General features: G+C 53.6%; 8 protein-coding genes. 6 read left to right on the forward strand and 2 right to left on the reverse strand.

Translation table 11 applies throughout. From position 1 onward, the window contains the following. Positions 1-30 precede the first annotated feature (30 nt). The 3 genes from M5M_RS16250 to M5M_RS16260 all read left to right on the forward strand — a co-directional run bounded on the left by M5M_RS16250 (position 31) and on the right by M5M_RS16260 (position 6,575). The gene (locus M5M_RS16250; protein WP_016389787.1) at positions 31-3,108 is read left to right on the forward strand and encodes a TonB-dependent receptor; all 3,078 of its coding nucleotides are present in this window, start codon (positions 31-33) and stop codon (positions 3,106-3,108) included. Between the two features lie 75 nt (positions 3,109-3,183). Next, a complete protein-coding gene (locus tag M5M_RS16255) occupies positions 3,184-5,751 on the forward strand; it encodes a WD40/YVTN/BNR-like repeat-containing protein (protein WP_015048594.1) in 2,568 nt (855 codons plus the stop codon). Then, positions 5,751-6,575 (forward strand): sugar phosphate isomerase/epimerase family protein, encoded by an 825-nt coding sequence (locus tag M5M_RS16260; protein ID WP_015048595.1) that lies wholly within the window; start codon positions 5,751-5,753, stop codon positions 6,573-6,575. Before M5M_RS16255 ends, M5M_RS16260 begins: the two co-directional genes overlap by 1 nt. Here the strand turns inward: M5M_RS16260 and M5M_RS16265 are convergent. Further along, positions 6,532-7,497 carry an aldose epimerase family protein gene (locus tag M5M_RS16265; protein WP_015048596.1) on the reverse strand — a complete coding sequence of 322 codons (966 nt, stop codon included), beginning with the start codon at positions 7,495-7,497 and terminating at the stop codon, positions 6,532-6,534. The two genes, M5M_RS16260 and M5M_RS16265, sit on opposite strands and share 44 nt — an antisense overlap. 111 nt (positions 7,498-7,608) lie before the next feature. Between M5M_RS16265 and M5M_RS16270 the strand changes: the two genes are divergently transcribed. The 3 genes from M5M_RS16270 (at position 7,609) to M5M_RS16280 (ending at position 11,570) form a co-directional block, all read left to right on the forward strand. Then, the gene (locus M5M_RS16270) at positions 7,609-9,840 is read left to right on the forward strand and encodes a fatty acid desaturase (RefSeq protein WP_015048597.1); all 2,232 of its coding nucleotides are present in this window, start codon (positions 7,609-7,611) and stop codon (positions 9,838-9,840) included. Between the two features lie 116 nt (positions 9,841-9,956). Further along, a complete protein-coding gene (tpiA, locus tag M5M_RS16275; protein ID WP_015048598.1) occupies positions 9,957-10,694 on the forward strand; it encodes a triose-phosphate isomerase in 738 nt (245 codons plus the stop codon). A gap of 120 nt (positions 10,695-10,814) precedes the next feature. Further along, positions 10,815-11,570, forward strand: coding sequence for a substrate-binding periplasmic protein (locus M5M_RS16280; protein ID WP_144062486.1), 756 nt, complete (start codon positions 10,815-10,817; stop codon positions 11,568-11,570). 40 nt (positions 11,571-11,610) lie between these two features. Here the strand turns inward: M5M_RS16280 and M5M_RS19715 are convergent, their stop codons facing one another. Next, on the reverse strand, positions 11,611-12,618 hold the full coding sequence (locus M5M_RS19715) for an alpha/beta fold hydrolase (RefSeq protein WP_024330144.1): 1,008 nt from the start codon (positions 12,616-12,618) through the stop codon (positions 11,611-11,613). Positions 12,619-12,719 lie beyond the last annotated feature (101 nt).

The following is a 12,719-nucleotide window of genomic DNA, read 5'->3' on the forward strand; positions in this document are numbered from 1 at the left end:
GTAGCATCACAATAACTAAAGGTAAGAGATATGCTGAAACATAAGGCGTTTAATCGCTCCCTTCTCTCCGTTGCCGTGGCGACAGCTATGTGCAGCGTCACAGGATATGCATTGGCGCAGGAAGTGCCTGCGGACGAGGCCTTGCTAGAGGAAATCGAAGTCGTAGGTATTCGTCGTTCACTACAGAAGTCCGCGGATGTGAAGCGCGATGGTATGGGCGTGAGTGATGTGATCACTGCGGAAGACATGGGTAAGTTCCCCGATTCCAACCTGGCAGAGTCTCTGCAGCGCGTGCCCGGTGTATCCATCAACCGTGAAAACGGTGAGGGCCAGCAGGTCACCGTGCGTGGTCTGGGGCCACGCTTTAACTTGGTACAGCTTAATAATCGCCAGATGGCGGCAGCCAGTGGTCAGCGCAGCTTCGATTTCTCCGCAATTGCACCGGATATGATCCGTGGTATCGAGGTGCACAAAACTACCGCTGCGTCCCGCGAGACCGGTGGTATGGGCGCTACCATCAACGTGCGTACCATGCGTCCGCTGGAAGAGCCCGGCGAGCGTGCGGTGGTAAGTGCCCAGGGTATTTATGACCAGTCTTCACACGACCCGAGTGTGACGCCCGAGTTTTCCGGCATTTATTCCAACACCTTCGATGACGACAAGTTCGGTGTCGCCGTTGCGGTAAACTACCAGGAGCGTGCCAACGGACGTAACCAAGCCCGTGGTCTTTCCTATCAGGTGGATGAGTGGGGCCAGCCAGGCACCAACTGGCAGCCGCAGGAGTTGAGCGTATCCTGGGGCTCGCATGCCAATGGCCCAGAGGCCGGCGATCGATTCACCCTGCCACGCATGGATTTTTACAATATTGTTGAGCAGGAACACACCCGTGCTAACGCGCAGGCTGTATTCCAGTGGCGTCCGGTGGATAACATTACCGCCACGGTAGATTACAACTACTTCAACAAGGACATCGATACCGTCACCAACTCGGCTTCTATTTGGTACAACTGGGATTGGAATCCTGCCAATACTGCAGTCTGGAGTGATGACCCGATCAAGTCGCCGTTGGTTTATGCAGAGCTGTCCAACAACCGTCCTCTGGGTGAAACCACCTTTGCAGTAAGAGAGGATCACGTACGCAATACCCTGCAGTCTTATGGTCTTAACCTGGAGTGGGAGGCTACCGACGATCTGAGCTTCGAGCTGGACCTGAACGGTTCCACCAACGAAGTGACGCCAAACGGCGGCCGTCTGGGATCTACCGCTGATGTTGAAATGGCGGCGCTGACCCGCTCGGCAGTTGCCTATGATCGCACCGGCGACATTCCTGCAATCTATGTGACCAACCCAAATGTGGTTGCCGCCGACGTAGTGCCTCTGACTCACCGGATTACCAGCCAATTTAATGAAGGTGAAGTATCCCAGGCCAAATTCTCGGGCGAGTGGCGCTTCACTGATGAGCAGTCGTTGAACTTTGGGTTGCAGTCTACCAATCTTGATTGGTCGTCTGGCAATATCCGGGTGGAGCGTGGTCGTGGCCATTATGAGCAATTCAAAGGCGATTTTGTCAGCTTTGATGGGTTCAGTTCGTTCAATTTCATGAATGAGTTTGACGCCAGCTACGGCGACTTCGATACTATCGCGGCGCAATTGCCGGCCGGTAACGGCACAATCACGCATCCCTGGACCGGAGAGTCAGCCACACTGACTGGCGATAATTTCTACAGCACAGCGCTGAACTTCGACCTGAACCAGATGCTGGATTATCTGGCGGCGAATTACGGCGGTTATGTTGATGGAAAAGACTCGCCTCAGACCATCCTGGGTAACTGTAACTCCGTATTCTGTGCGTCTAATAAGTACAACTATGCTGATCTGCAGAATGTATCTGAAGAGACCAAAGTCGCCTATCTGCAGTACAACCTGAATTCCAACTTGTTTGGTCTTGATTATGCTCTGCATCTGGGCTATCGCTACGAGCAGACGGATATTACTGCCGCTTCGGCAATTACCCAGTACGACACCGTACTGTGGGTAAAATCCAATCAGCTCGAATTCCGTCCGGCCGTGGATCAGAATGGTGAGCAGGTTCAGACTTATGGCGTGCAAAAGGGAGACTACAAGTTCCATTTGCCAAGCATGAATCTGAACGTGAATCTGACAGATGATCTGGTTATGCGTCTGGCCTATGGCAAGTCCATTGCCCGGGCAAATCTTCCCGCATTGCGCGGTGGTGTGACGATCGAAACGGCAACGGTAAACGTTGTTAATCCGCAGGCTTTCACAGGTAACCCTAACCTCGCACCATTGGAGTCGAACAACTTCGACCTCTCGCTTGAGTGGTACTATGGTGATGGTAGCTATGTGTCTGTTGCTTACTTTGACAAAGCCATTACCCAGTTCCCGAAGACTGTTGATTCTTATCTGAATTATCCTGGTCTGGCTAACCCGGTATTTGGTCAATATGCAGATGCTGCTCGTGCTACCGGCTTGCAAAGTCTTGATGAAATTTTCACCTATGTGATTGAGAACTTTGACGGTCAGGATGGTGTGACCAACAATGGCGGTGGTACCGGTCAGGTTGTGGGCAGCGTCAATCGTGATCCGTTGGTGGATTTCAAGTACGGTCTGACAACCAATGGTGATGCCAAAAACGGTGTGGACGGTATTGAACTGGCTGTTCAGCACATGTTTGGGGAGTCTGGTTTCGGCGTCATGGCCAACTACACCTTTGTCAACTCCGATGTGGGCTATGATCCCTACACGCTGGGCGGCTCTGACGCGCTGCTGGGTGTTAGTGATTCTGCCAACCTGGTGGGCTTCTACGACAAAAACGGCATTCAGGTGCGTGTTGCCTACAACTGGCGTGATCGCTTCCTTGACTCCCATAATCAGGAGTTGGGTCTGACTGAGCCAATTTTCGACGAAGCCTTCAAGACCATAGATCTGAACGTGAGCTACGACATTACCGACAATGCCCAGATTTTCCTGAAGGGCATTAACATTACCGGTGAAGACAACCGTTCTCATGGTCGTGGGTCAAACCTGCTCATCAGTCATGAAGAGACAGGTGCCCGCTGGATGTTGGGTGGTCGTTACCAGTTCTGATAAGTACTGCTGTACTTTCTCCCTCAGCCCCCTTTATGGGGGCTATTTTTTGTCTGCAATTTCGGGTTTGTCACAATGAAATTCTTTCAATCAGCATCTTTTTTTACTGTAATCATTTCGATGCTCATAGCTTGCTCCTCTGATGGTTCCCGCTCAACATACTCAAGCGTTGCGCCTATCCTGAAATGGGAGTACTGGGCCCCCGGTGGCGGTGGGGAAATACAAAGTATTTATCTTGAGCCCAATGTAAAAAATCGCTTTTATGTGTTGAGCGATATGGAAGGCTTGTATCGCACGGATGATGGCGGCAACTCCTACCGGTTGCTGGCGGCTGAGTTACCCCAGCTGAATGTATTTGGTATGGTCAGTGATCCGGTTAACCCAGATAGACTGTATCTCGGCACCCACCGTATGGCGCTGATCAGCGATGATGCGGGCGAAACCTGGAAGGCAATTGACGAAACCCTGAGTTATCCGATTCAGCTGATTGCGGTCAATCCAAGGAATCCAAAACATATTGTGATGGCGCTCAGCGCACCGGATATTACCGATCTGAATGAACAGCCAATGCATGTCCCTGAATATGTCCATGGGGATAAGCATCCCGGGCTGGTGTTTGTTTCGGAAGACGGCGGATTGAGTTTCGAGAAGCACTACTATGATCCGGCAACCCTGCCGGAAAAAAATGTCTGGCAATTGGTGTTCGATCCGAATCATCAGCTGCTGTACCTTGCCAGCGAACGCGGATTATTTGTTTCTGATAATGGCGGAATTAACTGGACGAGTGCCAATATGCCAGAGGGTTATATGGCTGCGCTTGGCTTTGAAATCAGTCCAGACGGGAAGACCGCTTTTGCCATTTTCTCCAGATCCGTCACTCAATCTACCGTATTTGTGTCAGACGCAAAGGCGTTGGCACAGGGGCATGCACAATGGCATCAGGTGGATGAGTTGTTTGGGTTAGATGATCGTACACGCCTGTCGCAGCCTGGAGAAACCCGTGTGGAATGGGACGGCGAAAGCTATACCAATCCGGGACAACGCTATGCCCGCTTGAAAATCGATCCACGCAGTGGTCAGGCTGCCTACGGTTTGGCGAATAAAGTCCGGGTGTTAATGGGGAAAACCATGAAGCACCACAACTCGTCGTTGTTTTATTCCGAGTTTGACGTCAGTAATGGCCTCCCGGAGCGGGGCAATTGGCAGCGTATTTATTACGAACAAAACAAGAAAGGCTGGCAAACATCTCAGGGCTCGGACAACTACATTCAGGTAGACAGTTTTGATTTCGTCCCTGTGCCCTGGGGGCAGCATAATAAGATCATTCTGGAAAACGGCCATGGCATCAGCTTGTTGGATATGGATGCCCCCGGATTTCCGAAAACCGGCGGTGAAACCGTGTTGTACCAAACTGCGGTCACCCAAGCGAATGGCGCGCCGGGCCATACTACTTGGACCAATCGTGGTTTTGTAAATACCTACAACGGTGATTTTGCCACCAGTGAGAACTATTTTGTTGCTGCGCTGAGTGATCAGGGGTTACATGAAAGCTGGGATTTCGGCAAAAGCTGGATTCGAGATTTGCGGCCTATTCCTGAAATTACTGCGTCCAAGTCTGTTGAAATACTAAAAACCGAACCGCCGGTGGTGGTGTTAGGTACTGGCTATGGCTATGGTGCAAGCGATATTCCTATGGGATTGTACGCGAAGGTTTTGGTCCACCATTCGCCGGAAGATCAGTGGCAGCATCTGGCGGGTGGGATTTCCCGTTGGAATGGTGAAGGCGCGGAAAACCGGAACGGTTTACCTTCGGTGCCAGAGGCGTTACAAGTCCACGGCCATCCGGACGCCTGGGATTATAGAATCTGGGCTATGGCGGCAGATTCACAGGTGCCGGGCAGACTGTTTGTGGGTTTCAAAGGCCAGGGGATTTATGTGGCAGACGATGTGCCTGCACTACTGACGGGTAACGGCAATGGCTTCCGCCGGTTGCCGCTTGGCGAAATAGAATTGCCGAAAACCAGTCTGGTGACTCATCCGGCCAAGGCGAATACCCTGTATTACCCCAATGGTAATGAAGTATATGTGTACCGTGGCTCGCAGAATCTGAATCATCCTGGTGAACGCATTGGCGAGTTTCCTGGATTGGTTGAAGATGTGACCGCCTGGCTCAATGAGCAAGGTTCCCTGATGCTGGCAGTGTCAGCGCGCAATGAGGCTGATGCCAGTCACAATGTGTTCGTGAGTGTCGATGAAGGTGTGCATTGGCATAAGGTATTCGATCGTGCGTCACTGAAAGCAGCAGGTGTACCTTCGTTCTTTGATACGCCAGCCTATCCTCGCGAAGATCCCCTGATGCCTTTCATGGGTGGTTTTGTCGGCTATAAAAACTGGTTGATCGTGCCGGTAGGTTCCATTCGCAATAATCTCGGTGTCTTTGCGTTGCGCCTGAATCCGGCAAAGCTGGATCAGGTATCGATTTTTCCCATCACCGGCAAAGACAATTACCGCCACGGATACACGCGGGTGAATGAAGGCGAATTGCGTTGGGTTAAAGGTGAACCGTGGGTGGTACACAGCACCCGTGGAGCGGGTGTGGTGGCAGCGAGTCTGGCACCGTTGGATCAGTGGGAGCGGCAGTGATGGAGTTGTTATTTCTGTGCCCTTTATGGGGCTCTGAACAACTGCCGTTTACCGAGTTTGTCGCCAATGCCAAGGCAGCTGGCTATGACGGCGTAGAAGTGGCCTTTCCCACAGACCGGAAGGTCTGTCGGGAATGGGTGGCGGCAATCCGCGATCATGACTTGTGCTTTGTTGCGCAGCACTGGGACACGCTGACAGCGGACTATGACAAGCATGGTCCTGTTTACTTGGACCGGCTTTCGCAGCTGGCTGAAACCGAACCCCTCTTTATTAATTCACACAGTGGCCGGGATCATTTCAGTTTTATTCAGAACCAGGCGCTGTTGGCGTCGGCAGATGGTTTGTCCCGGCGTTTGGGGCTGCCCATCTATCATGAAACCCACCGCGGCCGTTTTAACTTTGCCGCTCACGTAACACTGCAATACCTGAAGGCATTGCCGGATCTGAAAATCACCGCTGATTTCAGCCATTGGTGCTGTGTGGCCGAGTCATTATTAGCGGATCAGCCTGAGGCATTGACGTTGGCGATTGCGCGCAGCTACCACGTGCATTGTCGCGTGGGGCACAGCCAGGGCTCACAAGTCACCAGCTTGGCGCTGCCGGAATATGCTGATGCACTGGAGCAGCACCTGCAGTGGTGGGCTGCTATCACGGCGAGCGCCCGGGCCCGGGGGCAAAAACAGCTGACATTTACTTCTGAATTCGGGCCTGCCCCATACATGCTCAACGATCCTGAAACGGGGCAACCCATCGCGGATCAGTGGGCAATGAATGTGCAGGTTATGCAGTTGGTGCGTGAACGCGTTCAGAAAATTGCAGAATAATCTCGCGTTGGTAAATTTCTCCGGGCATGAGCACAGGGCTTGGAAAGCGCGGTTCATTCACCGCGTTCGGATAGCCCTGGGCTTCCAGGCAAACCCCGCTGAAAGGGGCGAAGTGGCCGCCCAGATGGCCGGCTGTGTAGAGAAAGATACCCGGCTGGTCCGTGTGCAAGGTCATTTCCACCGTCTCGCTCAGCAAGGTGGCTGCCTTGATGGGTTCTCCTTCGGCGCCGCAGATGGGAAAGAAATGATCAAACCCGTGTCGGTCCGACCAGTCTGCTTGCCGCCAGCGCTCAATCTGCTGTCCTAAATTGTGCGCCCGATCCAGTTTGAGTTTATCCAATCTGATGTGTTGTCCGGTGGGAATGTCACTGCGCTTTTCCAGCACTGAGTCGGCATTGAGATCCAGGCGCAGTTCACGGCAATCCCCTGCGCCCAGAGTGAGGTAGGCATGATGGGTCAGATCCACGGGGGTGGGCTTATTGGTTTTGGCCTTCAGGTGGATGTGCAACCGGTTATCGGGTTCCAGGCGATAGTCAGTCCATGCCTCCACCCGGCCGGGAAAGCCTTGATCGCCGTCCTCAGACACTATGTGAAATTGGCAGTGCGTCGCTGACCAATCCACCAAATGCCACGCCTGATTGCTGAAATTCCGCTCACCACCATGCAAACAATGGTCGCCCAGGTTCTTCGACAGACGGTAGTGTTGCCCGCGCCATTCAAAGCTTGCGTTGGCAATCCGGTTGGCGACCCGCCCGCAAATGGCGTTGACCGCATAGATATCCGCCAGCCACTGTGCGTCCTGGCTGTAGCTCAACACCATGGGCTGCCCGTTGAACGTCATTGAGCGCAGACGGGCGCCGTGGGGCACACAAATCAATGCGAGTTGGTCGCGTGAAAGTTGAACGCCTTTTAGTGCACTCATGGGTATTTCTCTATTGTGTTTGATTGAAATTATAATTAAAATGATTGTAAATGACTAATAATGATTTGTAAGCGGTGATCTTTCATCAGTTTGCGTCAACAGAGATTCGCCATGTCTGCCCGAGACTATTCACTTACCGGCCCCTGTGGTGCGGACGCCCAGCGCAACGGGCTGGCGGACGCCCATTGGTACCAGAGCCCGGTGGATAAAGGTGCCATGCGCGCGCTGCTGGTGCGCAAGGACTGGCCGGCGATACGCGATACGCTTATTTGGTTTTCCCTCTTGGCGGTAGCCGGCTATTCCATGGTGCAGACTTGGGGCAGCGCCTGGTTTTTACTGCCTTTTTTCTTCTATGCATTTCTCTATGCTTCGGTATCAGATTCCCGTTGGCATGAATGCAGTCATGGCACCGCGTTTAAAACCGATTGGATGAACCGCGCCTTGTATGAGGTGGCGTCGTTCATGATTTTACGCGAGTCCACCACCTGGCGTTGGAGCCACATCCGCCACCACACAGACACCATTATTGTGGGGCGCGATCCGGAAATTGCCAGCCAGCGACCGGCGAGGCCGCTGGCGTTATTTTTATCGTTCTTCAAATACCCCGCCCTGGTCACTGAATTGCGCCGGATGCTGATTCATGCCTGCGGCCAGCGCGACCAGGAGGCTGCAACCTATGTGCCGGCCAGCGAATGGCCAGCGATACATTGGAAAGCGCGCGTGTATGTAGCGGTCTACGTTGGCGTAGTGGCGCTGGCGATCGTGCAGCAAAGTTGGTTGCCGCTGATGTTCGTCGGCTTGCCATCGGTTTTTGGCACCTGGTTGATTGGTCTCTACGGTTATACCCAACACGCAGGTCTGGCAGAGAACGTTACTGATCATCGGTTGAATAGTCGCACGGTACTGATGAATCCGCTCAACCGCTTTTTGTACTGGAACATGAATTACCATGTTGAGCACCACATGTATCCGTTGGTGCCTTACCATGCGCTGCCCGCGCTGCATGCGCTCGTGAAAGATGATTGCCCGCCTGCTTATGATGGCCTGTGGGCGGCCTGGAAAGAAATCCTTGCCGCCTGGAAGCGGCAGATAAAAGACCCCGACTATTTTGTCCGGCGGCCGCTGCCAGCGCCGGCGACACCAGCGCCAGCGTCGGAAGCGTTAGCCGTGGGTCATGACGGTTGGGTGTGTGCGGGCAATGCTGACCAGATTCAAAATGCCGATGTGCTGCGCATTGATGCGGCTGGCCATACTTATGCTATCTACCGCAACCAGGCAGGTGATTTGTTCGCCACCGAAGGGATCTGTACCCACGGTAATGCGCACCTGGCGGAGGGACTGGTCATAGGCGATGAAATAGAATGCCCGAAGCACAACGGCCGTTTTGCGCTATCCGATGGCCACGCCACAAGAGCGCCCGCCTGTGTGGCACTTGAACGCTACCCGGTAGAGCAGCGCGGTGAAAAACTATGGCTGAACACCGCGCCTTATCCGCGTATCGACAGTATCCGGCGCTGGTCGCTGCGGGTGGTTGCTGTGCGCAACCTGTCTACCTTTATTCGCGAGATCGAGCTTGAGCCCCAGCAGCTGGTACCGAAATTCAACTATCAACCCGGTGATTACTTGCGCATTTGTGTGCCTGCCTACCAATCGCTGAATCTGAATCCGGCGCAACAGCAGGGCAGCCAGTCTCAGATCTGGCAGTCCCTTGGGCTTCACACGGCAAAGGCCTTCAATCGCCAGCCCTGTATGCGTAACTACTCATTGGCGACCAACCCGGTAAAAGATGAACGGTTGGTGTTGAATGTGCGGCTGGCATTTAACCCGAGCGCGCCAGAACTTCATCTGGGCGTGGGATCGGGCTACATGTACAGCCTCTCTGAGGGCGATGTGATTGAAGCGGTCGGACCCCAAGGCGAGTTCCGAATCAAACACACCAGAGCAGAAAAAATCTATATCGGCGGTGGTGCTGGTATGGCGCCTTTGAAGTCGCATTTGTCTTACCTGTTGGAAACCGAACAGGTCAGCCAACCAATCCGCTTTTGGTATGGTGCGCGCAATCATCAAGAGGCGTTATATCAGGATTATTTTGAGCAGTTGGCACAAAAGTATCCCAATTTCCGTTTTAACTTGGTGCTGTCTGAACCCGAATCGGAACAGGATGCCCGCTATCCGAATGGTTTTGTACATCAGGTAGTGGAACAGGACTTTCTTTCAAAGGGTAGCGATTGTCAGCAATACGAATTTTACCTGTGCGGCCCGCCACCGATGATGGCAGCCACGCGTAACCTGCTGCAAAAACTGGGTGTGCCTGAACAGCAAATTGCGTTTGACGAGTTCTAACGGCGCACCGGTTTGCAAGTCCGGTGTGTCATTCTCTGGGTGTTCTCTCGACCCTCGTTGATACCGCCCCGATGGGGCGGTTTTTTTTTGAATTTTGTTTATAAGGATCAAAGGATATGCGCGAAAAGCTGGTTATTGGCAATTGGAAGATGAATGGGTCTGCTTTGCACATCGACAGCTTCGTGGATGCGCTCCGGCAGAAGATACCCGCTGACTTTCGCGCCCAAACCCTGATTGCGCCTCCGGCTTGTTACCTGGGCTATGCCAGCCCGCGTTTTGAAGAGGTGGGCATCGGCCTGTGTGCCCAGGATGTGAGTGCATACCCGGTTGGCGCTTATACGGGCGAAATTTCTGCCGGGATGTTGTTGGATCTCGGTTGCCGCTTTGCCATTGTGGGGCATTCGGAGCGGCGTAGCTACCATGGAGAAACTGATGCGGTTGTCGCTGCGAAAGTGAAGCAGGCATTGCGCGATGGTATCCGGCCTGTAGTGTGCGTTGGAGAGGCTCTGGCTCAGCGGGAAGAGGGGCGCTATGAGCAGGTGATCAGACAGCAGGTGCAGGCGGTACTGCAAGTGTGCGAGCCTGAGGTTTGGTCCGATTTGGTATTCGCTTACGAACCGGTTTGGGCAATTGGCACAGGGCAAACTGCTACACCGGAGCAGGCGCAGGAGGCGCACCGGTTTATTCGCAGTCTGCTTGGCGCGCCAGGTGCCTCGGTGTCCATCTTGTATGGTGGCAGTGTAAAGCCAGAAAATGCCGCTGCAATATTTTCTCAACCGGATGTAGATGGCGGCCTGATTGGTGGTGCTTCACTTTGCGCGGCAGATTTTAAAGCGGTTTTCAGCGCAATCTGATCAATCCGTTTTGTTCGGGGCGCAGATGCTTGTGCTGTACCTGTCTCGCGGCAACAGACGTAATCATCCGGATATGCTATGTTTTAGTCTGATCAGGCCCCCAATTGGCACCTTAAGCCCATGCGATTTCCTGCCCTTGTTGCTGGTGTAGTGATGTTCCCCTGGTTGGTTTTCGCTGAAGCGGATAGCCGGCCAGTGGTGAGCTTTTCTGTGTCAGTCTGGCCGGCGTTGATGGCGTCTGATGGCCGGGGTTTGTTTTCGGATCTCATTTCGCAGGCGCTACCGCAATACCAGATTGAATATCAGGTCGTACCCTGGCGGCGCGCTACACAGATGCTCGTGGCCGGTGATGTGGACGGTCAGATAGGCACCTATCGCGCTGCGCTGATCAACCAGGTGGATCCGGGCAACGTAAAAATCAGCAACCGTGTGCCAATCTACCTGGAAAGGGTTGAGGTGTGGTGTCATTCAGGGCGTGCTCTGGCCAACTGGCGCGTTGAACTGCGGGGGCTAAGCTACGCCTGGCCGCGTGGCTATGACTATGACGTTCACTTCGCTATCCCAAAGGCGATGGAAGTCCACGATACCGAACAAGGTATTCGCATGTTACTTGCGCGCCGCATCGACTGCTACATTGACGATAGCGGCGACATTGCGCACCGGCTGCCAATGGACGCCGTGCAGGCGCATCGGCTTAATACCGCGCCTATTGGCAGTCACCCGCTCTTCGTCACGTTCATGGATCACGAGCAAGGCAGGGAAATTGCACAAGCCCTTGATGCCGGGCTGACCAGGCTTCGTGCCACGGGCGAGGCCAGGCGTCTGTTCACCAAGTGGGGGGTACTGAAGAATTATCCGGAATCTTCCGCAGACTAGTGCCTTGCTGATGTGGCAGGCTACCAGTGTAACAAAGCACTCAGTGCGCAGACAGAAATTGCCGGATGGCACGATCGATCCGTTCACCTTCACAACGAGTAGTCATGTGACCACAGTGTGTATCCAGCACTAAAGTTTCTGCACCCAGCAGTGTGCTGAGTTGCAGAGCGGGTTCTGGTGTGACCATGTGATCCTGCCTGTCTACGATATTCAGCATGCGCGCCTGTATGGATTTTGCGGCAGCGGTGATGTCATTGCCGGCACGACGGCTGATATCGTGTGAGAGCATGGCGTCCAATTGCGCTGCGGTATCCCGCATTGATCGGGAGACGCCGGTCTGAGCGGCGTGGATAAAACTGCCCGCCTGGCTCACCGGTGTGTGTAAAGCGTGGTATTGCGGTGTATGGAGCGCAAGTGTACTGATCATCCCCACCATTGCTGCGGCTTCTTCCGCGTTGCCCGCGTCTGCGGCCTGAGTAATCGCCTGTAACTGTGTTTGCCACAATAACTGGTCATAAGCTGCTGGCCGGGGACTGCCTACGATGGTAATGGCGCGGTCCATAAAAGTGGGAAATTGTGTAACCCATTCAAATGTCTGCATGCCCCCCATTGAAGTTCCCATGACGGCGTGAAGCGACGGGATGTCGAGTGATTGTGTCAGCAACTGATGTTGCGCTTTAACCATGTCGCCAATGGTAATCCGGGGAAAATCGGGGTGATTCGACGGTGAGGACGAGATGCCATTGCCAAAGGCATCCACGACAACCAGAAAGAATTGCGTTGTATCAACCACATTAATAACACCATATTTGAACAGATCTTCAGATGTGCCGCCAAACCAGGTGAGATACAACACCGCATTGCTCTTTTCTTTGTTGAGCGTTCCCTTGGTTCGGTAGCCTACTTTGGCATTTTGAAGATGCTCCCCACTTTCGAGATGAACGGTGTCGAGTACGGCAATCCTCAGTGGGGGGATCTCACTCGCGCCAACCCTGAGTGTCAGTAGTAGCAGCAGGGATAGGGACCAAAAAATACTGTGCCGTCGCATGGTTTGAATTCACCTCAAAAGGAATACGGTTCGCCTGAACCCATGGGCATGCAACCCGGAAAGATGACGATCGCCAAACGAAATAACGAGGCAGCGCAGAC

The sequence above is a fragment of the Simiduia agarivorans SA1 = DSM 21679 genome (assembly GCF_000305785.2).
Classification (GTDB): domain Bacteria; phylum Pseudomonadota; class Gammaproteobacteria; order Pseudomonadales; family Cellvibrionaceae; genus Simiduia; species Simiduia agarivorans.